21 protein-coding genes and 1 tRNA gene are annotated in these 22,540 nt (G+C 59.8%); 20 read left to right on the forward strand and 2 right to left on the reverse strand.

Annotated features, from left to right (window positions below; genetic code table 11):
* The first annotated feature begins 23 nt into the window (after positions 1–23).
* Entirely contained in the window at positions 24–1,868 is a 1,845-nt protein-coding gene (locus tag WC529_02725; protein MFA5113194.1) for a DUF2723 domain-containing protein, read from the forward strand.
* 3 nt (positions 1,869–1,871) lie between these two features.
* On the opposite strand, the gene WC529_02730 is transcribed toward WC529_02725, so the two are convergent.
* The gene (locus WC529_02730) at positions 1,872–2,969 is read right to left on the reverse strand and encodes a YCF48-related protein (GenBank protein MFA5113195.1); all 1,098 of its coding nucleotides are present in this window, start codon (positions 2,967–2,969) and stop codon (positions 1,872–1,874) included.
* Between the two features lie 59 nt (positions 2,970–3,028).
* Between WC529_02730 and WC529_02735 the strand changes: the two genes are divergently transcribed.
* The 15 genes from WC529_02735 to WC529_02805 are packed head-to-tail and all read left to right on the forward strand — an operon-like array spanning position 3,029 to position 18,276.
* Positions 3,029–3,454 carry a hypothetical protein gene (locus tag WC529_02735; protein ID MFA5113196.1) on the forward strand — a complete coding sequence of 142 codons (426 nt, stop codon included), beginning with the start codon at positions 3,029–3,031 and terminating at the stop codon, positions 3,452–3,454.
* Positions 3,444–4,319, forward strand: coding sequence for a tyrosine recombinase XerC (xerC, locus tag WC529_02740; protein ID MFA5113197.1), 876 nt, complete (start codon positions 3,444–3,446; stop codon positions 4,317–4,319). The genes WC529_02735 and xerC overlap by 11 nt, the downstream gene beginning before the upstream one ends.
* 17 nt (positions 4,320–4,336) lie before the next feature.
* Positions 4,337–4,774 (forward strand): DUF177 domain-containing protein, encoded by a 438-nt coding sequence (locus tag WC529_02745; GenBank protein MFA5113198.1) that lies wholly within the window; start codon positions 4,337–4,339, stop codon positions 4,772–4,774.
* 1 nt (position 4,775) lies between these two features.
* Complete coding sequence (gene rpmF / locus WC529_02750; GenBank protein ID MFA5113199.1) at positions 4,776–5,000, forward strand: 50S ribosomal protein L32; 225 nt, start codon at positions 4,776–4,778, stop codon at positions 4,998–5,000.
* A complete protein-coding gene (gene plsX, locus WC529_02755; protein MFA5113200.1) occupies positions 5,000–5,983 on the forward strand; it encodes a phosphate acyltransferase PlsX in 984 nt (327 codons plus the stop codon). Before rpmF ends, plsX begins: the two co-directional genes overlap by 1 nt.
* On the forward strand, positions 5,980–6,942 hold the full coding sequence (locus tag WC529_02760) for a beta-ketoacyl-ACP synthase III (protein MFA5113201.1): 963 nt from the start codon (positions 5,980–5,982) through the stop codon (positions 6,940–6,942). The genes plsX and WC529_02760 overlap by 4 nt, the downstream gene beginning before the upstream one ends.
* A gap of 10 nt (positions 6,943–6,952) precedes the next feature.
* Positions 6,953–8,113 carry an acyl-CoA dehydrogenase family protein gene (locus tag WC529_02765; GenBank protein ID MFA5113202.1) on the forward strand — a complete coding sequence of 387 codons (1,161 nt, stop codon included), beginning with the start codon at positions 6,953–6,955 and terminating at the stop codon, positions 8,111–8,113.
* Position 8,114: 1 nt separating this feature from the next.
* Complete coding sequence (locus tag WC529_02770) at positions 8,115–8,897, forward strand: electron transfer flavoprotein subunit beta/FixA family protein (GenBank protein ID MFA5113203.1); 783 nt, start codon at positions 8,115–8,117, stop codon at positions 8,895–8,897.
* Positions 8,897–10,126: an electron transfer flavoprotein subunit alpha gene (locus tag WC529_02775; GenBank protein ID MFA5113204.1), complete on the forward strand. Its 1,230-nt coding sequence runs from the start codon at positions 8,897–8,899 to the stop codon at positions 10,124–10,126. Before WC529_02770 ends, WC529_02775 begins: the two co-directional genes overlap by 1 nt.
* Positions 10,127–11,002, forward strand: a complete 876-nt coding sequence (gene fabD, locus WC529_02780; protein MFA5113205.1) for an ACP S-malonyltransferase — start codon at positions 10,127–10,129, stop codon at positions 11,000–11,002. It abuts the gene before it with no gap.
* A complete protein-coding gene (gene fabG, locus WC529_02785) occupies positions 10,983–11,726 on the forward strand; it encodes a 3-oxoacyl-[acyl-carrier-protein] reductase (GenBank protein ID MFA5113206.1) in 744 nt (247 codons plus the stop codon). Before fabD ends, fabG begins: the two co-directional genes overlap by 20 nt.
* 43 nt (positions 11,727–11,769) lie before the next feature.
* Positions 11,770–12,015 carry an acyl carrier protein gene (gene acpP, locus WC529_02790; GenBank protein MFA5113207.1) on the forward strand — a complete coding sequence of 82 codons (246 nt, stop codon included), beginning with the start codon at positions 11,770–11,772 and terminating at the stop codon, positions 12,013–12,015.
* A gap of 3 nt (positions 12,016–12,018) precedes the next feature.
* On the forward strand, positions 12,019–12,981 hold the full coding sequence (locus tag WC529_02795) for a nitronate monooxygenase (GenBank protein MFA5113208.1): 963 nt from the start codon (positions 12,019–12,021) through the stop codon (positions 12,979–12,981).
* Positions 12,975–14,216, forward strand: coding sequence for a beta-ketoacyl-ACP synthase II (gene fabF / locus WC529_02800; GenBank protein MFA5113209.1), 1,242 nt, complete (start codon positions 12,975–12,977; stop codon positions 14,214–14,216). Before WC529_02795 ends, fabF begins: the two co-directional genes overlap by 7 nt.
* A 16-nt stretch (positions 14,217–14,232) precedes the next feature.
* Entirely contained in the window at positions 14,233–18,276 is a 4,044-nt protein-coding gene (locus tag WC529_02805; GenBank protein ID MFA5113210.1) for a hypothetical protein, read from the forward strand.
* Here WC529_02805 and WC529_02810 read toward each other — a convergent pair.
* Positions 18,273–20,486, reverse strand: a complete 2,214-nt coding sequence (locus tag WC529_02810; protein MFA5113211.1) for a S8 family serine peptidase — start codon at positions 20,484–20,486, stop codon at positions 18,273–18,275. The two genes, WC529_02805 and WC529_02810, sit on opposite strands and share 4 nt — an antisense overlap.
* Before the next feature lie 42 nt (positions 20,487–20,528).
* On the opposite strand from WC529_02810, the gene WC529_02815 reads away from it, so the two are divergent.
* From WC529_02815 to WC529_02830, 4 genes are all read left to right on the forward strand, one after another.
* A complete protein-coding gene (locus WC529_02815; protein MFA5113212.1) occupies positions 20,529–21,725 on the forward strand; it encodes an aminotransferase class III-fold pyridoxal phosphate-dependent enzyme in 1,197 nt (398 codons plus the stop codon).
* Positions 21,718–22,233: a 23S rRNA (guanosine(2251)-2'-O)-methyltransferase RlmB gene (gene rlmB, locus WC529_02820; GenBank protein ID MFA5113213.1), complete on the forward strand. Its 516-nt coding sequence runs from the start codon at positions 21,718–21,720 to the stop codon at positions 22,231–22,233. The genes WC529_02815 and rlmB overlap by 8 nt, the downstream gene beginning before the upstream one ends.
* A 1-nt stretch (position 22,234) precedes the next feature.
* Entirely contained in the window at positions 22,235–22,360 is a 126-nt protein-coding gene (locus tag WC529_02825) for a hypothetical protein (protein ID MFA5113214.1), read from the forward strand.
* Positions 22,361–22,426: 66 nt separating this feature from the next.
* Positions 22,427–22,509, forward strand: a tRNA-Tyr gene (locus WC529_02830).
* The last annotated feature ends 31 nt before the right edge of the window (positions 22,510–22,540 follow it).

Below are 22,540 nucleotides of genomic sequence, written 5' to 3' on the forward strand. Positions count from 1 at the left end.
ATTGTATAATGTTATTAGTCACCATGTCAAAAAAGACCTTAGCCGTCCTGTTGGTATTCTGCCTGACGTTCGCCGTTTATCTGCTGACGCTCTGCCCGACCGTCGCGCCGCGCGACAGCGGCGAGCTGATCACCGCCGCTTACACTCTCGGGATCCCGCATTCGCCCGGTTATCCGCTCTACACCATGCTCGGCAAGCTGTTCGCCTTTATCCCCCTCGGCTCCATCGCCTGGCGGGTCAATCTTTTTTCCGCCGTCTGCGCCGCCGCGGCCGCCAGCCTGACGTTCCTGCTGATCGCCGGCTTGACCAAAAGCCTGCTCGCCGCCGCGGCCGCCGCGCTCCTGCTCGCCTTCTCGCCGATCTTTTGGTGGCAGGCGGTCGTCGCCGAAGTTTTCCAGCTTAACTTGCTGTTTGCCGTCGCGACGGTCAGCCTGATCGTCTGGTGGTCGAGGACCAAAGAGCTCAAACGGCTGCTGCTGTTCGCCTTTGTCTACGGGCTGAGTTTCTCCCACCATCATACGACGGCGCTGCTGGCCCCCGGCTTTCTCTATTTCATCTGGGCGAACGACCGGACGATCTTTTGGCAATGGAAAAAGATCTTATCCGGCATCTTTGCCTTTGCCCTAGGACTCATCCCTTATGCCTACCTCCCGATCCGCTCCCTGGCGAATCCTTATATCGATTGGGGCGATCCGCAAAACCTGACGAACTTTATCCAGGTCGTGACCAGGTCGCAATTCGGGTCAATGAAGCTGGACCCGTCGGTGCCGAACGCCGCCTGGTCTTTCTCCTTGGCGCTCGCTCAAGCCCGAACGCTCCTCGGCTGGCTGCTCGACAGTTTTGTTTGCCTCGGCGTCCTGGTCGGGCTGATCGGCGCGGCGGCTAACTACAAGGCCGACCGCAAACTTTTCTGGTTCTGCCTGCTCCTCTTCGCCTGCGCCGGCCCGCTCTTTATCCTGCTGTCGCGTTATCCGCTTGACGACATTTATTATTATCCGTACTGCGCGTCGATGCTGAGCCGGTTCATGCTCCCGGCCATGTTCGTGTTCGCCGTCTGGGTCGGCTACGGCGCCGCCGCCCTGCTAACCTGGGCCAAGGGATATCGGGCTAAATTATTTGTCGCGCTCCTGCTCCTGGCGCTCCCCTGCCTTTCTTTCTCGCTCCATTACGCCAAAGCGGACAAAAGCCATTTTTATTATGTCGACGATCTGGCCAGGAACGTCCTGCTGTCGGTTAAGCCTAACGGGATCATCTTTGGCAATTCCGACAGCTCGCTTTTCAGCCTCTGGTATTTGCAGGGAGCCGAGGGTTTACGGCCGGACGTCCGGATCGTCAGCGGCACGCCGCACAAGTGGCGGGCGTTCCAGCTGCTGCGGCGCTATCCCGGGCTAGTCGCTGTCGAGCCGAGCGATCGGGCGATCGCCGCCCGGATCGACGCTTATCCCGACGGGATAGCGTTCCTGGCCGATATTATCAGCACTAACCTAGACAAAGCGCCGATCTACGTCGATATCAACAGCGCCCCGGAATTCCGGGCTTTTTACCCGCGCTTTGCCCCGGCCGGGATGATCTACGAGATCCTGCCGACGGCCGATCAGGCGGCAAAATTACGGGCGCTGGAAGGAAGCAAGCCGCTCTGGGGTAAATATCAGTTCCGTTCGCCGCTCGGCTCGGCCGATCGCGACGATTATTTTCAGTACGAGATCCTCAACCTTTACGCCGAAGCGCGTAATTATTCCGGCGTGGTTTTTGCTCTGAACAATCGCTATCAGGAAGCGAGGGGAGAGTTCCAGGCCGCTCTAGCCGTCCTGCCGGACCACCGGAACGCGCTTACCAACCTGGCCAAACTGAAAAGCCTCGGCTATTGAGGATCAGGGCGCGTATCTAAATATCGTGCCGCCGGCGCCGATCGCCCACCCTTCGGTGCTGGAAAGAAAAAATACGTCGTATAGGTCCGCGGCCGTCCCGCTCCCCTGAATTTCCCAATCAGCCCCGCTATTCGTCGTATGGAGGACCGTCCCGCCGGTCCCGACCGCCCAACCCTCAAAAGTATTAATAAAGTTGACCCCGTACAGGTCTGCTGACGTCCTGCTGCTTTGCGGCGACCAGGCGCCGCTGTCCCAATTCATGATGTTCAAGATCGTGCCGCCGTCGCCAACCGCCCAGCCGATATGCAGCTGGCTGCCGGGGAAACAGACCGCTCGCAATGTCCCGGTCGTGCCGCTCGTTCGCGTGCTCCAGCTGGAGCCGTTGGCCGTTCGGATAATGGTCCCGCCCGCTCCGACCGCGACGCCGTAGGCGGTGGTAATACACTGGACCTTTCTCAGGTCATAGCTGGTCCCGCTGCTCTGGGTTGACCAGTTCGCGCCGCCGTCAGACGTCTGCATGACCAACCCATTGTTGCCGACGACCCACGCCTCAAGCGTGCTGACGAGCGAAGCGCCGTACAGATCTTCGGTCGTGCCGCTGGTCAGCGGCGCCCAGGTCCACCCGCTGTCCGTGCTCCGCAAGATGAGCCCGTTGTCGCCCGGCAAGAGTTCGATGTTTATGCCCGCAGCCCAGAAATACTCATAGCCGCGCAGCGTTTCCGGCGTGCCGCTGGCAATGACCGACCAATTGCCGGGAGTAGAGTATGAGCTGGAGATTATTTTCCCGCTTTTACCGACCGCCCAGGCCCGGTAATTGCTGCTGCCGGTGCCGTAAGCGAACATTCCCAGCAGGTCCTCGGCCGTGGAGCTGGTTTCCGGCGACCAGACCGTCGTGGTCGTAGTGCTGGTCGTCGTGGTAGTCGTGGTGGTCGTGGTGCTGGTCGTGGCGATCGTGGTGGTCGAAGTGGCGGGCGCGGAAGTGGTCGTTGTGACCGGCGCGGCGGTGGTCGTGGTCGTGTCCACTCCGGTCCCGCAACCGGCCAAGCTAACGGCTAACAAGGCAAAGAGTAAAACGGCAAAGGCGACAATTGTTTTTTTCATAAGGCCATTTTAACAACCGTGGTTTGCTTAGTCAACAAAAAGCCCATATAATATATGTAATGGGGAACCTGAGCGAGAATTTTAACCACAAGGATTTTGCCTGCAAATGCGGGAAATGCCGGAACGAATACCGCATCCATCTCGGGTTGGTCGGTATCCTGGAGAACATCGCCGTCCATTTCAAGAAACGGCCCAAGGTCCTGGCCGGCTATTACTGTGAGGACCAGATCGAAGCGATGAAGCGCGAAAAGATCAGCTGGCACTCCAAGGGGAAAGCCGCCCACATCACGCTGGACGGCATCCCGGCCAAGGATGTCTTCAAATACGCGGAAACGATCGAAGGAGTTAACGGCCTCGGTTTGTACGTCGATGAGAACGCCGTCCATCTCGATACCCGCCCGGTCGAAAAGAAAGAAGCCTGGATCAAAGAAAAGGGGAAATATTATCCGCTGACCGCCGACAAGCGGGCGCAATATGGACTCTAGCCTCCTCCCCGCCTATCTCAATTACCTGCGCAACGAACGGCGTTATTCCGACCACACGGCCAGCAATTACGCGCGCGATCTCCGGTTCCTCGTCAAGTTCCTCGACCGGCAGGACGTCGACCGGCTGGCGGCGCGGGAGTACCTGCTGGCGCTGGAAAAGAAGAAATACTCGCGCCGGTCGATCGCCCGCAAGCTGTCGGCCGCCCGTTCGTTCTTCCGTTATTTGCAAAGAGAGAAAAAGATCAGGGCCAATCCTTTCCAAAACCTGTTAACACCCAAGCTGCCGAAAAAACTGCCGAATTTCCTTTACCCGGAGGAGATCAAGGCCCTTTTCAACGCGGTTGACAGCGCCAAGGCGCCCGGGAAGCGGGATATGGCGATCCTGGAAATGATCTATGGGACCGGGATGCGGGTCATTGAGGTTACCCGGCTCAACGTTAATGACCTCGACCAGGATGATAACGAGATTCGGGTCTTTGGCAAGGGTTCCAAGGAGCGGATCGTCCTTTACGGCTCACACGCCCGGACAGCCCTGAAAGAGTATCTGGCCGGCGCCCGGAAAGAGCTCCTCAAGGGGGCTAAGTCCGCCGCCCTCTTTGTCGGCCGGCGGGGGAGCCGGTTAACGCCCCGGCAGGTGGAGCGGCTGATCCACTTCTACGCCAAAAAGGCGGGGCTCCAGAAAAAAGTGACCCCCCATACTCTCCGCCATTCGTTCGCCACCCACCTTCTGGAGGGGGGAGCCGACCTCCGGATGGTCCAGGAGCTGCTGGGCCACGTCTCCCTGTCGACCACCCAGGTCTATACCCACGTGACCAAGGAACGCCTGAAAAAGGTCTACGACCTTGCGCACCCCCGGGCTAAATGATATAATTTGACGTTGTTGTGAGACTTGACCTGACAGACCTCCTCCGGAATACGGGTAATGAGGCCAATATTGACGAGGAGTTGAAGGTCAACTTCGCCGAAGACGGCCTGAGGGCGACCAAGCCGGTCCATGTCAGGCTCCATTTGGCCAACACCGGCCCCCTGGTCCTGATGGATGGGACTGCGGAGACTGAGTTCGAGCTGGAATGTTCGCGCTGCGGGAAGATGTTCACCACCTCGCTGGCCGCTGATATTTCCGAAGAATACTCGAAAAATCCGCGGGAGGTCACTGTCCAGAAAGGGAAAGAGGTCGAGCTCCGTGACGAGGATTTTGTTTACCGGATCGAGCCCGACAATACCCTGGACCTGAACGAGGTGGCCCGGCAAGATTTGATCCTGGCCCTACCGCTGCAGACCATCTGCGGCGGGTGCCAGAGCAATAAAGGAGAGAAATAAAATGCCAGTACCGAAAAAACGACACTCGAACATCAGGCAGGGAAAGCGGCGGTTTTCCAATTATCGTTTAAAGTCGACCAACATCGGCAAATGCCCGCAATGCGGCGCCCCGGCTCTCCCGCACCAGGTTTGCATGAACTGCGGCACCTATAAGGGGAAGCAGGTCATCAAGCTCAAGGAAAAGAAAGGGGAGAAGAAAGGGAAACAGAAGGGACCTAAAGAGTGATCCGGATCGCCCTCGACGCCATGGGGGGCGATCACGCCCCCGGCGAGATAGTCAAAGGCGCTGTTCTCGCTTCCCTTGAATACCCGGTCAGCATCAGTCTGGTCGGCGATAAACCGCGGCTCGAAAAAGAGCTTTCCCAGTACAAAAAACGGGGAAACCTCTCCATTGTCCACGCCACCGAAACGATCGGCAATGACGAGCCACCGGTTGCCGCCGTCAAGCAAAAAAAGGATTCTTCCCTCAACGTCGCCATCTCTCTGGTCAAGAATAAAGCGGCCGACGCCGTCGTCTCGGCCGGCAACACCGGCGCGCTTATGGCCGCCGGCCTCTTTGGGCTGGGGCGGGTGTCCGGCATTGAACGCCCGGCGATCGCCACTATTTTCCCTACCCCGGCGGGCCCGATCTTACTGTTAGACATGGGCGCTAACGTCGATTGCAAGCCGAAACATCTCCAGCAATTCGGCGAAATGGGGGCCCAGTACGCGGAGCACGTCATGCACATCAAGAACCCGCGCGTCGGCCTGCTCAACATCGGCGAAGAAAAGGAAAAAGGGAACCAGCTGGCAGTGGAAAGCTGGCCGCTCCTCAAGGAAGCCCGGATCAACTTTGTCGGCAACGTGGAATCGAAGGAGATCCTTTCCGCCAAGGTCGACGTGGTGGTCGCCGACGGCTTTGTCGGCAACTTAATATTAAAATTCGGCGAATCGATCAGCGCCTACACGGTCAATCTCCTCAAGCAGGAGCTCAACAAGAATTTGATCACCAAGTTCGCCGCTTTTCTCCTTTTGCCGGCGCTCGGCAACATCAAGAAGAGCGTCGATTACGACGAGGCGGGCGGCGCGCCGATGCTCGGCATTAACGGCGTGGTTTACAAGGCGCACGGCCGGGCCAAGGCGAAAGCGATCAAGAACGCCGTCCGGGTCGCGATCGAGGCGGTCAAGGAAGACCTGGTCGGCTGTATCTCAAAAATGGAGGCAAGATGAAAGCGAAGATACTCGGGACCGGTTCGGCTCTGCCCAGCAAGATCGTCACGAATGACGACCTCTCCAAGATCGTCGACACCAATGACGCCTGGATCCAGGAACGGACCGGCATTAAGGAGCGCCGGGTCTCGGACGCGGGGACCGCGACCTCGGACCTCGCGCTGATCGCCGCCGAACGGGCGCTGGCCGCCGCGAAAATTTCTCCCGACCAGCTCGACCTGATAATCGTCTGCACCTGCAGCCCCGACATGCTCTTCCCGTCCACCGCCTGCATCCTCCAGGGGAAAATTAAGGCGACCAACGCGGCCGCTTTCGACCTCTCGGCCGCCTGTTCCGGCTTCAACTTCGGGTTAACGGCCGCCAGCAGCCTGATCCAGAGCGGCCAGTTCAAAACGATCCTCCTGGTCGGCGCTGATACCTTAACTAAATACTTGGATTGGACCGACCGCGGCACCTGCATCCTCTTCGGCGACGGGGCCGGAGCGGTCGTTTTAACCGCGACCGATAAGAACGAGGGGGTCCTGGCTAGCCTGATCCGGGCGGAAGGGAGCCTCGGCCATTTTCTGACGATGCCGGGGGGCGGTTCGCGCGACCCGGAAGAGAAAAACGGCCGTTTTATCAAGATGAACGGCAAGGAAGTGTTCAAATTCGCCGTTCGGGCGCTCGAGACCTCCGTCCGGGACATCCTGCTTCAGGCGGGAAAAACGATCGCCGACATCGACCTCTTCATCCCCCATCAGGCCAATATCAGGATAATTGAACATGTCAGCAAGAAGATGGGGTTGCCAAAGGAAAAGGTTTATGTTAATCTCCACAAGTACGGCAATACCTCGGCAGCTTCCGTCCCCATCGCCTTGGACGAAGCACTGGCTGAAGGGAAGATAAAATCAGGCGATCTTTTGATCCTTTCTGGTTTTGGTGCCGGATTAACCTACGGCTCGAATCTGATCAAATGGTAGGGGGTAAGTTATGCTCGATTATGGCTTGACCGAAGAACAACAGATGGTCCGCGACCTGGCCCGGAAAGTTTCTCTGGAAAAAGCCCTCCCCAAGCGGGCGGAATGGGACGAGACCGGCGAATTCCCCTGGGAGGCGTTAAAAGCTTACGCGGCGGCGGACCTCTGCGGCCTCTACATCCCGGAAGACCTTGGCGGCATGGGCCAGAGCGTTTTTAATTTCTGCCTGGCCACCGAGGAGATCAGCCGGATCTGCGGCGGCGTCGGCGTCTCCTTTGCCGCTTCCGCCCTCGGCTCGACCCCGATCCTCCTCTTCGGCACCCCGGAACAGAAAAAGAAATACATGCCCGACATCGCCGCCGGCAAAAAACTGGCGGCTTTCGGCCTGACCGAAGCGAACGCCGGGTCGGACGCGGCCGGCATGGAAACGACCGCCAAAAAAGACGGCGACTACTTCATCATTAACGGGACCAAACAGTGGATCACCAACGGCGGCGAAGCGGAAACCTATTCCGTGATCGCGATCTCGGACAAGAACAAGGGGGCGCGCGGCGCCACCGCTTTTATCCTGGAAAAAGGGATGCCCGGCTTCACCTTCGGCAAGAAAGAGAACAAGATGGGGATCCGCTGTTCCGCGACCCGCGAGCTCGTCTTCCAGGACTGCAAGGTCCACAAGAGCCAGATCCTCGGCCGGGAAGGGATGGGCTTCATCGTGGCGATGAAGACGCTCGATATGACGCGGCCCGGCATCGGCGCCCAGGCGGTCGGCATCGCCCAGGGGGCGCTGGATGAGGCGCTCAAGTACGCCCGCGAGCGGGTCCAGTTCGGCAAGCCGCTCAGCTCGCTGCAGGCGATCCAGCACATGCTGGCCGACATGTCGACCCAGATCGAAGCGGCCCGCTCGCTCGTCTACGCCTGCGCCCGGATGATCGACGCCGGCGCCAAGGACTTTACCCTCCCCGCCTGCCAGGCAAAGCTCTTCGCGTCCGACGTCGCGATGAAAGTGACGATCGACGCCATCCAGATCCTCGGCGGCTACGGCTACATGAAGGAGTATCCGGTCGAGAAGATGGCCCGCGACGCCAAGATCACCCAGATCTACGAGGGGACGAACCAGATCCAGCGGAACCAGATCGCCCTTTCGCTGATCAAAGAGCTGGCTTCTTCGAAGTAGCATGGACATCATCGTTTGTATCAAGCAGGTTCCGGATACAACCGAGGTCCGGATCAATCCGGAGACCAACACCCTCATCCGCGAAGGCGTTCCCTCCATTGTTAACCCTTTCGACGAAAATGCCGTCGAAGCCGCCCTGCAGTTAAAGGAAAAACACGGCGGCAAAGTAACGGTCGTCACCATGGGCCCGCCGCAGGCGGCCGAAGCGCTCAAGACGACGGTCGCCATGGGAGCGGACGAAGTCGTGCTCGTTTCCGACCGCGCCTTTGCCGGCTCCGACACCTGGGCCACTTCCTACACCCTCTCGCAAACGATCAAGCAGCTCGGGCATTATGACCTGATCCTCTGCGGCAAGCAGGCGATCGACGGCGATACCGCCCAGGTCGGTCCCGGCATCGCCGAATGGCTGGGCATACCGCAAGTCACCTTCGCGGTCAAGGTCGAGGTCAACGGTCCCAAGCTGACGGTGGAAAGAATGCTGGAGGAGAACAACGAAAAGGTGGAATGCCCTCTCCCGGCCGTTATTACCGTCGTCAAACAGATGAACGAGCCGCGCCTCCCCTCCCTCAAAGGGATGATGCGGGCCAAAAAAGCGGAAGTTAAGATGATGAACGCCGCGCAGATCGAGGGCGACCCCAAGAACCTCGGCCTGAACGGCTCCCCCACTTCGGTCGTCCGGATCTTCACCCCGCCGGCGAAAGGCGGCGGCCAGATCCTGGCCGGCGAGCCGGCGGAGATCGTGGATAAACTGCTCGGCAAGCTCAAAGAGAGGAAGACGATCTGATGAGCATTAAAATCTTACTGGATAAATGTACGGGCTGCACTCTTTGCGTCAAAGCCTGCCCGTTCGCGGCGATCAAAATGATCGACCGCCCGGCCGACGCTCCCGGCAAGGGAAAAAAAGTCGCGGTCATCGACCTTGACACCTGTACCCTGTGCGGCGCCTGCGTCGAGTCCTGCAAGTTCGGCGCGATCGAGCTGAAAAAAGAGCTCGGCGGCACCGACCACGATCTCTCGCATTTTAAAGGCGTCTGGGTTTTCGCCGAACAGCGCGAAGGCAAGGTCCAGGCGGTCGCTTATGAGCTCCTGACCGAAGGGAGAAAACTGGCCGGCGACCTGAAGACCGAGATCTGCGCCATCCTCTGCGGCGACGCCGCTATTGAGGAAGAGGTCGAACACCTTTTCGCTTACGGCGCGGATAAAGTTTACCTGATCACCCATCCGGAGCTTAAGCATTACCACACCGCCCCCTACACCAGCGCGGTCGCCGAGGCGATCACCAAGTACAAACCGGAAATAATGCTCCTGGGCGCGACGACCATGGGCCGCGATCTCGCCGCCCGCCTGGCGATCCGGGTCGGCGCCGGCTTAACGGCCGACTGCACCGGCCTCGATATCGATCCGGCCAAGAAAATTTTATTGCAGACCCGGCCCGCGTTCGGCGGCAACATCATGGCGACCATTCAAACCGTCCGGCACCGGCCGCAGATGTCAACGGTCCGCCCTAAAGTTTTTAAGAAGGTCAAGGTTGCTAACCCGAAAAAGGGCGAAGTCATTAAATTCCAGCCGGCGATCGGCGCCGAAGACCTGGCCGTTAAACTGCTGGAGGTCATTAAGGACGAGAGCGTTAAGGTGAACCTGGCCGAAGCGGAGATCATCGTCTCCGGCGGCCGCGGCCTGCAGGAAGCGAAGAACTTCAAATTGATCGAAGAGCTGGCTGCCGTCCTCGGCGGCGCGGTCGGCGCCTCGCGCGCTACCGTCGATGCCGGCTGGATCAGCGCTCACCACCAGGTCGGCCAGACCGGGAAAACTGTTTCGCCCAAACTTTATATCGCCTGCGGTATCGCCGGCAAGATCCAGCACCTGGCCGGTATGCAGTCTTCGGACACGATCGTCGCGATCAATAAGGACCCGGATGCGCCGATCTTCAAAGTCGCGACTTACGGTATTGTCGGGGACCTGTTCGAATACGTCCCCTTGCTCACCCGCAAGATCAAAGAATTACGAGGTTAAATGACAACCGCTTTCGTATTCCCGGGCCAGGGGTCGCAGTCGGTGGGGATGGGGAAAGAGCTGGCCGAAAAATATCTCGACCGGGCCAATGCCGTCCTCGGCTTTGACCTGAAAAAGATCGTCCTGGAAGGCCCCGAGGATGAACTCAAGAAAACCGCTATCCAGCAGCCGGCTATTTTCACCGTTAGTGCTGCCATGTATGAGCGACTCGCGACCCGTGACCCGCGACCCGTGACATTTGCCGGCCATTCCCTCGGCGAATACTCGGCGTTATATGCCGCCGGCGTCATTTCGTTCGAGGACGGGGTCAAGACCGTTAACCTCCGCGGCCAGTATATGCAGGAAGCGGTCCCGGCCGGCCAGGGGGCGATGGCGGCCCTCCTTGGCGGCGACCGGCAAGCGATCGCTAACATTTGTAAAGAAGTTGGCAATGTCTGGCCGGCAAACTTTAACTCGCCCGGCCAGGTCGTTATTTCGGGGACCAAGTCAGGCGTTGACGCTGCCGCCGGGAAGCTGAAAGCGGCCGGCGTCAAAAAGATCATCCCGCTCGCCGTCTCCGCCCCTTTCCACTGCCCGCTGATGCAGCCGGCCGCGGATAAACTGGCGGAGCAGCTGAACAGGATCACCTTCCAGGACGCGGCGATCCCGGTCTACGCTAACGTGACCGCCGCTCCCGTCACCGCCGCCGCCGAGATCAAACAGCTGTTAATTAAACAAGTTACCGGTTCTGTCCTCTGGGAAGATTCGATCAATAAAATGGTCGCTGCCGGAGTTAACTCGTTCGTGGAAGTCGGCCCGGGCAAAGTCTTGACCGGCCTGATCAAGAAGATCAACGCCGGCGTGGAGGTAAAAAGTTATGACGAATTTAAAGGATAAGGTCGCCTTGGTCACCGGCTCGGCCCAGGGGATCGGCAAGGCGATCGCCGTCGCGTTCGCCAAGGCCGGGGCGAACATCGTCGTTTCCGACATCAATCTGGAGCTGGCGCAGCAAACGGCCAAAGAGATCGCCGCGCTCGGCGTCAAAACGCTGGCGGTCAAGACCAACGTCGCCGATCCGGCCGACGTGGAAAGAGCGGTCGGCGAGATCGTCGCCGCCCTGGGGCGGATCGACATCCTGGTCAACAACGCCGGGATCACCAAGGACAACTTGCTGGTCCGGATGAAGAAAGAGGAGTGGGACGCCGTCCTGGCCGTCAACCTGACCGGCGTCTTTAACTGCACCAAGACAGTTGGCACCTTGATGATGAAGCAGCGGTGCGGTAAAATAGTGAATATCGCCTCGATCGTTGGCCAGATGGGGAATTTCGGCCAGGCCAACTACGCGGCGAGCAAGGGCGGGGTCATCGCCTTTACCAAGACGGTGGCCAAGGAGCTCTCTTCGCGGGGGGTCAATTGCAACGCGATCGCCCCCGGGTTCATCCAAACCGCGATGACGGACAAATTGTCCGAGGACGTTAAGAAAAAAATGATGGAGCAGATCCCGCTCGGCAAGCTGGGCACGCCGGAAGACATCGCCAGCGCGGCGCTCTTCCTGTCGGGCCCGGAGTCCGATTACGTTACCGGTCAGGTCCTGGCCGTTAATGGCGGAATGTACATGTAGTTTAGAGTTTAGTATTTAGAGTTTAATAAGGAGGAGGTGGAACATGGACGAAAATCAGGCTTTTGAAGCAGTTAAAAAGGTGGTCACCGAGCAGCTCGGCGTTTCCGACGCGGAAGTGAAGCGCGAGTCATCTTTCGTCGACGACCTGGGCGCCGATTCGCTCGACACCGTTGAGCTGGTCATGGCGTTGGAAGAGGCGTTCGGGATGGAAATTCCGGACGAGGACGCCGAGAAGATCAAAACGATCGGCGATACCATTAATTACGTGATGCAACACGGAAAGAAGTAAAACATGGACCTGCCGCAGCTCAAAATAGATAAGCTGACCGCCCGGCTCCCGATCATTCAGGGAGGGATGGCGGTCAGGATCTCCACCGGGACGCTCGCCGGCGCGGTCGCCGCGACCGGCGCGATCGGCATTATCGGCGCCTCCGGGATGGCTTTTGACGAGCTGCGGAAAGAGATCCAGATCGCGCGGGGGTTGGCGCGGGGAGGCATTGTCGGCATCAACATCATGTTTGCCGCCCGGGAGTTCTGGGGAATTGTCCAGACGGCCATTCAGGAGAAGATCGACCTGATCATCACCGGCGCTGGTTTTTCCCGAGACATTTTCAAGGTTGGACGGGACGGGAATACTCCCATCGTCTCGATTGTCTCCTCCGCCCGCCTCGCCGAGACCGCCCAAAGGCTCGGCGCCGCGGCGATCGTGGTCGAAGGCAAGGAAGCGGGCGGGCACCTCGGCACCGACCGCTCCGTCTGGGATATCTTCCCCGAGGTCCTGAAGGCGGTCAATTTACCGGTCATCGCCGCCGGCGGCATCATCAACGGCGCGGAAATGTGCCGGGCCCTGAAAATGGGGGCGTCCGGCGTGCAGATCGCGACCCGCTTCGTCCTGGCCGAGGAGTGCGCCGCCGCCCCGGAATATAAGCGGAAGTACCAAACGGCGACCAAGGATGACGTTGTCCTGATCTCTTCCCCGGTCGGCATGCCGGGCCGGGCGATCAAGTCGGCATTCGTCGAAAAGATCCTGGCGAAAAAAGCCCCCCGCCCCGTCGGCTGCGATTTCTGCCTCAAGCATTGTTCCCTGGAATACTGCATCATCCAGGCGCTGATCAACTCCCAGAAAGGGGACGTCGAGCATGGCGTGGTCTTCTCGGGCGAATACGTCTGGAAGATCCCCGACCGGTCGATCAAGCCGGCCGCCCAGATCGTTAAAGAGCTGGTCCAGGAAGCCGCGGAGGCGAAAGATTGCTGAACCCCAGGGTAGTGATCACCGGCCTCGGCGCCATTACCCCGATCGGCATCGGCAAGGACGCTTTTTGGGAGAACCTGTCCGCCGGTAAAAGCGGCGTTGGCCGCATTACCCACTTCGACCCGACCGGTTTTGACACGCAGATCGCCGCCCAGGTCAACGATTTCGATCCCTCCCTCTACATGGACAAAAAAGAGGCGCGCCGCCTGGCCCGCTTCCTGCAATTCGCCATCGCCGCCGGCCAGCTCGCCGTCCAGGACGCCGGTCTGGCCATCACGCCCGAGAACGCGGCCGACATCGGCGTGATCGTCGGCTCCGGGATCGGCGGCATCGATTATTTGGAAGAGATGGCTTACACCTTGAAGGACAAGGGCCCCAGCCGCATCTCTCCTTTCACCGTCCCCTACATGATCACCGACATGGCGGCCGGGATGATCTCGATCAAGACCGGCGCCAAAGGCCCGAACCTCTGCATCGTCACCGCCTGCGCGACCGGCACCCACTGCCTCGGCGAAGCTTATAAAACGATCCAGCGCGGCGCCGCCAAGGCGGTGATCGCCGGGGGCAGCGAGGCCGCCATCACCCCGCTCGGCGTGGCCAGCTTTATCGCGGCCGGCGCCCTGTCGAACCAGAACGCCGAACCAACCCGCGCCAGCCGGCCGTTCGATAAGGCGCGCAGCGGCTTTGTCATGGGCGAAGGGGCCGGCATCCTGGTCCTGGAAGAACTGGAGTTCGCCAAAGCGCGCGGCGCCAATATTCTGGCCGAGATCATCGGCTACGGCGCCAGCGGCGACGCCAACCACATCACCGCCCCCGCCCCCGGCGGCGAAGGGGCGGCTCGCGCCCTGCGGGCGGCGCTCAAAGACGCCAACCTTAAGCCGGAGGAGATCGATTACGTCAACGCCCACGGCACTTCGACCGAATTGAACGACAAATACGAGACCATGGCGCTCAAGACCGCTTTCGGCGACCACGCCCACAAGCTGGCGATCAGCTCCAATAAATCGATGGTCGGCCACCTGCTCGGCGCTTCCGGCGCGGTCGAGGCGATCGCCACCGTCATGTCGATCCGGCATCAGGTCGCTCCGCCCACGATCAACCAGGAGAATCCCGATCCGGAGTGCGACCTCGATTACGTGCCGAACCGGGCCCGGCCGCTGAAGATCACTACCGCCCTTTCCAGTTCTTTCGGTTTCGGCGGCCACAACGCGATCATTGTAGTCAAAAAATACGCCTGATGTTATAATACGGCGTGTGAAAAAGCTCGCCGCCGCTTTCATTATTATTATGCTGTCCGCCGCCATTGCCTTGGCGGAAAGCGCCTACCCGCAGATCGACATCTCCGGCTTCAAGAAATGGGAACAGAAAAAGGTCGAGGTTGACCCCGCCCGGAACTACTTCTCCGGCCTGACCCAGCTCGGCGGCTACTACCAGACCTATTCCGGCGGGCCCTGGCAGGAACGGCTGCAGCTCCGGATCCTCGGCCAGCTGTCGGAGAATCTCTCGGTCGCTTATGACCTGGATCAGCAGCCGGAAACGCCGGAAAAGTTCGACGTCAAGGTCAAGTACTACAACACCGAGCTGACCTTCGGCGATTTTACCGCCAACTTTACCGGCAACGAGTTCGTTTCCGCTTCCAAGTACCTGAACGGCGTCATGCTGACCGCCAAGGAGCCCTGGTACGACGTCGTCGCCGTCCCTTCCGCGAAGCTCAAGTCGCAAACCCAGGCGCTGACCTCGCAAAAAGGGACGAATACCAAAGGCCCCTATAATCTCGGCCACGGTTCGATCGTCGAGGGCTCGGAGCAGATCCAGCTCAACGGCATCTACCTGACGCGCAACGTCGATTACACCATCGATTATTTTGAAGGCAAGGTGACCTTCAACCGCCTGCTCAACGAGACCGACGAGTTCAAGTACTCTTACGAATACACCAACATCCTCGATCTGTTCTTCCCGTCGCTCTCCAAACGCGACTTTTTCGGTTTTCAGAGCCGCTTTACCATCGACCCGGAAAAATTCGGCAAGCCCGCGCCCAAAGAGGAGCCGGTAATTTCGCCCGCGCGGGAGGTTTTCCCCTCTTCCGGCTCGGCCGAGCCCGAGGTCCAGGAAGAAGAATCGTCCGGCCGTTATCGGGTGCGCAACGCCCCGTTGGTCAAGTTCAGTGAAACCCTCTCCTTTATGGGGACCCAGCTGAAAAAGAACGAAGATTATATCATCCGTTACGATACCGGCGAGATCAAGCTGATGACCAGGTTCCTGCCGACTTCGGAAGAAGCGCTGGCGATCGAGTATTCCTATTACCAGACGTCCGGCGAAGTGGAAATGGTCTCCGGCATCGGCAGCCGCGGGCCCTACCGGACCTCGTTTCGGCAACTGGTGCCCGAGAGCGAGCGGGTCGAGGTTGACGGGAAGCTTTTTGTCCGGGACCTCGATTACACCATCGACTACGGTAAAGGGGAAATGCTGTTCGGCGTGGTGATCGGGCCGACGTCGCAGATCAAGATCGGCTACCGGCACAGCGTACTGGCCCTGCCGCCGGAAACCCCTTCCAAGTTCCCGAAAGAGCTGAAGCTCGGCGCCACCTATTTGCGTGAGTCGGCCAAGAAAAGCACCACCAGCGCCCCCACCTCGGTGATCGAATCCTTTACCGGCCAAACCGCGATCACCAACGGGCATATCATTTACCTAAAGAACCGGCCGGTCGCGACCACCGCCGAGGCAGCCATCGTGGTCCGGCTCTTCCAGGGCGGCGTGAGCCGCGAACTGACCTGGGAGGTCGATTACGCCGTCCCGACCACCGAGAGCGACCCGACCGGCCAGACAATCGTGACCCCCAACGTGCCGCTCGCCTATATCACCGACCGGAGCGACCCGAGCGACGGCTACGATACCGGCTCCCTCTGGCTCAACAACGACCGGCTTAACATCCAGCCGACCGACGAGATCACCGTCACTTACGGTTACACCAAGAGCATCGTCAGCAAGTACAGCGGGGTCGGCGACGGCACCCGCGGGCCGTACTATCTGCGCAACACGCTCAATATCGTGCCGGGGACGGAAACGGTCCAGGTCTGGGAACAGGGCGCTTCGGCCATCACGACCTACACCCGGAACACCAGTTTCGACGCCAATGCCGGCGACACCGGCTATTCGATCAATTACAACAACACCAACCCGTCGATCACCTTCAACACCGAGCTGTCCACGACCAAGAATTTCCAGGTGATCTACCAGTACGTCCCCTCGTCTTCCGACCAAAGCGGCGACATCGCCCAGTCGGCTTTCGGCCTGGACGGCGGCTTCAAGATCGGCGACGTCTTCAAGATCGACTCTTCCTACGCGAAGAGCGAGAGCGACCAGGTCTTTGTGGCGGAAACGACCAATGAAACGTTCAGCGGCAGCGGGACCAAGACCTACGTCCTCCATTCCGGCGCCGACCTGATCGACGGCTCCGAACAGATCTTCGTCAACAATAAATTATTGAACCGGGACATCGATTATTTCATCAGTTATACCAAGCCCGGCCAGTTCAATTTCTACTACATCACCCCGACCACGCTCGACGCGATCTCGGTCCAGTACAACTACCAGTCGGCCTCCGGGGTCGTGGCCGGCACCAAGGTCAAGACCGACACCGCTTTCCGGCTCGGCGCCGAGACCCGGCTCTGGGGCGACATGCTGACGATCAACGGTACGACCAAGCGGATCGGTTTCGATTTCTCGCCGCTCGGCAGCACCGCCATCGGCAACGGCTCGGAATACGAAGAGTACAACATGAACTTCAAGCCGACCTGGCAGCAGTTCTTCAGCAACTACTCGTACAAGTTCAACAAGAGCCCGATTGGCACCACCCGCAAGACTTTCCTGCGCACCTACGACCATTCGATCGCGACCGGCGTCAATCCGGGCGGCTTGGCCAAGCTCGATCTCGGTTACCGCCGTTTCGACTCGCTCGACGACCCGTTGGCCAACGACGCCCTGCACAACAGCGACAATCTCCAGGAATCCTATTCGGCCGGCCTGGCCCCGGTCGACTGGTCCCGCGGGCCGTTGACCCTGAACCAGAAATACGAACTGCGCAAGACCACGTCCAAGACCGACACTGTCGACCGCACGGCGAACCTTTCGACCTCGACGATCGATTATTACCGCGCCGGCGGCGGCCTGAAGTTTACCGACCGTTTTTCCGCGGGGATCGATTTCCAGTACAACGAAACGACCGGCCTCAACTCGCAGGAAACCGTCGCCAACAACACGCAGTCGATCGACAACGCCTATAACGCCCAGCTCGACCTGACGATGCTCTTTTTGCAAAAGTGGATCGCCCGGGCCTCGTTCCAGGACCACCAGGACCTCAAGTCGCTGCCGACCCCGGAAAGCTCGGTCAAGACCAAGAACGAGACCTACCACATGGACCTGACCCCGTTCTCGATCCTGACCGGCTCGCTCGATCATAACCGGCAGGAACGGACCTCTTACGTGACCGGCGGGGAAAACCCGCTCAGCCTGCGCACCGCCGGCTCGGCCCGGCTGACGCCGTTCTCTTTCCTTTCCCTCGGCGTCAACGGGAGCAAGAGCGAGACCATCCCGGAAACCGGTTCTCTCTACAAAGCGACCGGCAGCGCCAAGGCCGGCGATCTCGACTTCACGCCGCTCTCGCTCTCGTTCGCCCGGCTCAACACCCACTTTGCCGTGGCCAACACCCGGCAGACCGGCCCGCAGGGCACCGTGCCGGTTTCGACCCTGACCGATACCTTGTCGCAGAATTACACGCTCAACCTGAGCCCGGTACCGATCCTGCCGCTGACCTTCGGCTTTATCTCCGAGGACTACAAGAACAAGAATAACTCGCCGACCGCGCCGGTCACCACGGAAACGCAGAACCAGACCACCACGGCCAACGCCACTTTGACCCTCCCCTTCCTGCCGCAGTTGGCGGTCGGGGCGGATTACAACCAGAAGATCACCAAGAATCTCTTGACCGGCGACGCCCGGCCGAAAACGGTGACCAATGGCAAAGCCAGCTACCAGGTTTTCAGCTGGGGGCAATTGATCTACGACCTGTCGCAGGAGATCAACAAGGGCGAGGTCCAGGCCGGTTCGGTGGTCGATCTTGACTTGGTCAAGACCACTACGACGATCAGCATGAACATCACCATCCCGGTCGACAATCCGGTGCTGTCAAACTTTAACGTGCTGGCTTCGATCAAGCAGGTGGATTACATCAACAATAAGAACCATAATGACGACTTCAAGGCGAAACTGATCTCGTTCGAAGGGACGATGAACTTTTAGTTGAGGACGATTATCTTGCCCCGCCCGATGACTTTCCGGTCCGCGGTGATCTGGTAGAAGTAAACGCCGTTCTCGACCGGCTCCCCGTACTGGTTCCGGCCGTTCCAGGCCGGGCCGTTGTGCCCGGCTTTCCCGCCGTCCTCGCCCGCTAAGTAATTTTGCCGCCAGATCAGGTTGCCGTTCAGGTCGAACAAATAGATGGTCGCGTCGAAATTGCCGGCCAGAGAATAAACGAACGCGGTCTCGGCCGTGGCCGAGCGGTTCAGGGGATTGGGGAGCGCGTAAGCCAAAGGGACGCCCGGCTGCGGCTCAACCTCTTTGGTGGGGGTTTGCCGCTCGACCTGCACGATCACGCTGTCCTGGCCAACGTTGCCGGCCAGGTCGGTGGCGGTCAAACGGATAGTGTAAACGCCCGCCAGTCCGCTTGTTTCCCAGGTGCCCAGCGCGCCGCCGCTTACCGCATTATAGTATTGGCCGATCGCCTGGAAAGCGGTCGGGTTCAGGCCCGGGCCGTACTCCAGCCGGTAGTTGTCCAGGTGATCGTCCGTGGCTTTGCCGACGATCTGGAGCCGGCCGGTGACCGCCGCCCCCGCGGCCGGCGCCGTGATCGCCGCTTCCGGCGACGTATTGTCCACTATAATGGCGACCGAGGCGTCAGCCGAGGCCAGATCGGCCGTGATCACCCGCAGGCGGACCGTGTAATTGCCGTTCAGCCCGGCCGTATCCCAGAGCCCCAGGCGGCCGGCCGCTTCGACCGAAACAAAACTGCTGGTGATCAGCGCCTCCACGGAGCCGCCGCGCAGCGCTTCCAGCTGGAAAGAGCGGAAGTTCCAGCCGCCCGCTTTGCCGGTCACTTCGACGATCCCGCGGGCGTAGGTCCCGCTCGGCGGCGCGTCGATCTCGGAGATCACCCCGGCCAGGGCGCGGTAAACGTTGATCCGTCCGCTCCCCAGTTTTCCTTTGTACAGCGGGTTCAGGTCATCGATGTCGTCGGCCGCTTCGCTGATCTGGCTCATCACTTTGTCGACCGTCATGCCCGGGCTCAAGCCCCTGACGAGGGCGGCCAGCGCCGCGACGTAGGGCGAAGCCAGGGAGGTCCCGTTCCAGCCGCTGCTGTAACCGCCGTCCTTGTCGGTCGTGTAAATGGCGCTGCCGGGGGCGGTCACGTCGACCCAAAGGCTGTCCGCGTAACCGACAACATCTTTCCGGCTGTAATTGGAAGCCTGGGTCCGGCCGGTCTCGCTGTCGATCCCGGTCCAGACCGATCGTTTGTCGCCGGTGTCGGTCGCGGCGACCGCGATAACGGTCGGATAGACGGCGGGATAAGTGTTCCAATCGACGCTCCCGTTGCCGGCGGCGGCCACCAGGATTATCCCCTCATCGTATGCGTCCTGGCAGCGGTCCCTGAGGTTCGCCGGGTTCTCTTCCGCGTAACGGTCGACCCCGGTGTTATACTGCCCCAAACTCAGGTTCGCCACGGTTACATTGACCCCGGTCGATTTGAGCGCCGCCAGGTAAGCCAATGCCTGGGAAATGGTGGAAACCAGCCCGCTCCCCGTGCTGTCCAGGACCTTGATCGGCAGGATCTTGCAGTTCCAGTCCAGGCCGGCGATCCCTTTGCCGTTATTGCTGACCGCGCCGATCACGCCGGAGATCGCCGTGCCGTGCCCGTAATCGTCCAGCGGGTCGTCGTCGTCGTTGACGAAATCCTTGGCGTAGGCCAGGTTAACGCGGCCGACGAAATCTTCGTGGTTATAATTTATCCCGGTATCGAGGACGGCGACCAGGACCTCGTTGGTGCCGCTCGTCTTTTCCCAGGCCTGGGGGGCCGCGATCTTCGGCAATCCCCACTGCTGGGGGTAGTAAGGATCGTTGGGGATGACCTCAAAAGCGCGGACGCGCGAATCGGGAGCGGCGGTAACGACGTTGGCGTCTTGCCGGAATTCGTCCGCCGCCGCGCTGGCGTCCTTGTCCTTGGGCAGGACGACCAGATAGTCGTCCGCCAGATAGGTCCAGTCGGGGCGGATCCGCAAGGCGGCGGCATAAAGCGGCTTGACCTCGACCGCATTATATTTGGCCGCCAGCGCGCGGACCGATGAGGCGGATACGCCGCGCGCCTTGAACTTGACGATCAGCTGATTGGGGCCTGCCGCTTGAGCGGCGCAGAAAAGCAAACAGCAGACGATAAAAGTTGAAAGCAGCCGCGACATTGGTTGAAGTATAGCATAACTTTAGCGTATAATAAAAGTATCATGCCAACATTAAAACAACGCGGTTTAAAGGTCATGTCCCCGGTCCTCGGCAAATATTTCGACGATTTCGAGATCAAGGGAGCCAAGGGCGGTTACTTGATCGGCCTGGACGGCAGAAAGTATCTCGATTTCGCCACCGGCATCGCCTGCTGCGTGATCGGCCATTGCCATCCGAAAGTTTCCGCCGCTGTTAAAAAGCAAGCGGACACCCTGCTCCACACCTGCATCGGCGTCGCTTATTACGAAGGTTATGTCAAACTGGCGGAAGAGCTGCAAAAGGTCGCCCCGCTGAAGGACGCGCAGGCGTTCTTTTGCCAGAGCGGCAGCGAGGCGATCGAATCCTCCTTGAAGTTGGCCAAGTACGCGACCAAAAAGCCGGGGATCATTGCTTTTCAAGGGGGGTTCCACGGCCGGACGCTCGGCGCTCTTTCCATCACCACTTCAAAAATGAAATACCGCGACGGTTACGAGCCGCTCCTGCCGGAAGTCTACGTCGCCCCGCTCGATCTCAAGGTCGTTGCCGGATTGCTGGAGACCAAACAGATCGCCGGGATCATCATTGAACCGGTCCTCGGCGAAGGCGGCTATATCGTGGTCAAAAAAGAGTTCCTCCAGGGGCTGCGCCGGCTGGCCGACCAATACGGCGCCTTGCTGATCTTTGACGAGGTCCAGACCGGGATCGGCCGCACCGGCAAGTGGTTCGCCTGCCAGCACGCCGGAGTATCTCCCGACATTATTGCCCTGGCCAAAGGGATCGCCTCCGGCCTGCCGCTCGGCGCCTGCCTGGCCAAAGCGGAAGTGATGGCCAAATGGTCCCCCGGCGCCCACGGTTCGACCTTTGGCGGCAATCCGGTCAGCTGCGCCGCCGCGATCGCGACGCTGCAGGTGATCAAAGAGCAAAAACTGCTGGCCAACGCGGCCAAGCTGGGCGGCTACCTGATCGGCGAACTGAAAAAACTGCAAAAGAAATATCCGGCGATCAAGGATGTCCGCGGTCTTGGCCTGATGATCGGCGTCGACTTTGGCGCCAACCCCCCGGTCAAGTCGATCATGAACCAGTGCCTCAAGCAGGGTGTCCTGATGATCCCGACCGGGGCCGACGGCACGGTCATGCGCCTGATCCCGCCGCTCAACGTCACCCGGGCGCAGGTCGACCAGGCGCTGCAGGCCTTTGCCGCCGCTCTCGAGAATGTTTAAGTACTGCGACCTGTCAGCCCTGCTGGCGGCCGCCGCGGCCAAGAACGAGCCCCCGTTCCTTCTCATCCTCGACGGGCTGGAAGACCCCCACAACTTTGGCGCCATCCTGCGTACCGCCGAGGCGGCCGGCGTCCACGGCATCGTCATCAGAAAAATGCGCCAGGTCCCGGTAACCGAAACGGTCTTCAAGGTCTCGACCGGCGCCGCCGAGCTGGTCCCCGTCGCCCGGGTCCCCAACATCGCCGAGGCCGTCCGCCGGCTTCAGGACGAATCTTTGACGGTAATCGGGCTTGAAATCGACGGAAAGAGGTTATATAATCAGGCAGATTACCGGGGCGGGGTCGCTTTTGTCGTCGGCAGCGAAGGGGCCGGGCTCTCCCGTCTCGTCAAGGAACGTTGCGATGAAGTGGTCCGCCTGCCGATGCGCGGCCGGATCAATTCCCTGAACGCGTCAGTGGCTACAGGCATTGTCCTGTACGAAGTCTTAAGACAAAGGGAGGTGAAATGAAATGGCAGAAAAAGTAATGAAGTGCGGTATCAAGAAACAGAAAGGATACCTTTATTTCATCGACAAGAAAGGTGATATCTCCCGCGCCAAAATGGCCCGCGGCCGGAAGAAATCCAAGAAACGGTAGTCTTTTTGCGAATCCGCCAAAGGCGGGTAATTAACTTGCTCGCCTTTGCGCGGGTTCTTTTTTTGTGGAGAGGTAGCGAAGTGGTCAAACGCATCTGACTGTAAATCAGACGGCTTACGCCTTCGAAGGTTCAAATCCTTCCCTCTCCATTTTTCTCTCTTACTCAGATCGACCCGGCGG

The sequence above is a fragment of the Candidatus Margulisiibacteriota bacterium genome (genome assembly GCA_041650855.1).
In the GTDB taxonomy this organism is placed as follows: Bacteria; Margulisbacteria; WOR-1; order O2-12-FULL-45-9; family XYB2-FULL-48-7; genus JALOPZ01.

Bases quoted from the DNA above. Each gene is read 5' to 3' on its own strand.
- WC529_02725 (MFA5113194.1), top strand. From the start codon at position 24: ATGTCAAAAAAGACCTTAGCCGTCCTGTTGGTATTCTGCCTGACGTTC.
- WC529_02730 (MFA5113195.1), bottom strand. From the start codon at position 2,969: ATGAAAAAAACAATTGTCGCCTTTGCCGTTTTACTCTTTGCCTTGTTA.
- WC529_02735 (MFA5113196.1), top strand. From the start codon at position 3,029: ATGGGGAACCTGAGCGAGAATTTTAACCACAAGGATTTTGCCTGCAAA.
- xerC (MFA5113197.1), top strand. From the start codon at position 3,444: ATGGACTCTAGCCTCCTCCCCGCCTATCTCAATTACCTGCGCAACGAA.
- rpmF (MFA5113199.1), top strand. From the start codon at position 4,776: ATGCCAGTACCGAAAAAACGACACTCGAACATCAGGCAGGGAAAGCGG.
- WC529_02760 (MFA5113201.1), top strand. From the start codon at position 5,980: ATGAAAGCGAAGATACTCGGGACCGGTTCGGCTCTGCCCAGCAAGATC.
- WC529_02765 (MFA5113202.1), top strand. From the start codon at position 6,953: ATGCTCGATTATGGCTTGACCGAAGAACAACAGATGGTCCGCGACCTG.
- WC529_02770 (MFA5113203.1), top strand. From the start codon at position 8,115: ATGGACATCATCGTTTGTATCAAGCAGGTTCCGGATACAACCGAGGTC.
- WC529_02775 (MFA5113204.1), top strand. From the start codon at position 8,897: ATGAGCATTAAAATCTTACTGGATAAATGTACGGGCTGCACTCTTTGC.
- fabD (MFA5113205.1), top strand. From the start codon at position 10,127: ATGACAACCGCTTTCGTATTCCCGGGCCAGGGGTCGCAGTCGGTGGGG.
- fabG (MFA5113206.1), top strand. From the start codon at position 10,983: ATGACGAATTTAAAGGATAAGGTCGCCTTGGTCACCGGCTCGGCCCAG.
- acpP (MFA5113207.1), top strand. From the start codon at position 11,770: ATGGACGAAAATCAGGCTTTTGAAGCAGTTAAAAAGGTGGTCACCGAG.
- WC529_02795 (MFA5113208.1), top strand. From the start codon at position 12,019: ATGGACCTGCCGCAGCTCAAAATAGATAAGCTGACCGCCCGGCTCCCG.
- WC529_02810 (MFA5113211.1), bottom strand. From the start codon at position 20,486: ATGTCGCGGCTGCTTTCAACTTTTATCGTCTGCTGTTTGCTTTTCTGC.
- WC529_02815 (MFA5113212.1), top strand. From the start codon at position 20,529: ATGCCAACATTAAAACAACGCGGTTTAAAGGTCATGTCCCCGGTCCTC.
- rlmB (MFA5113213.1), top strand. From the start codon at position 21,718: ATGTTTAAGTACTGCGACCTGTCAGCCCTGCTGGCGGCCGCCGCGGCC.
- WC529_02825 (MFA5113214.1), top strand. From the start codon at position 22,235: ATGGCAGAAAAAGTAATGAAGTGCGGTATCAAGAAACAGAAAGGATAC.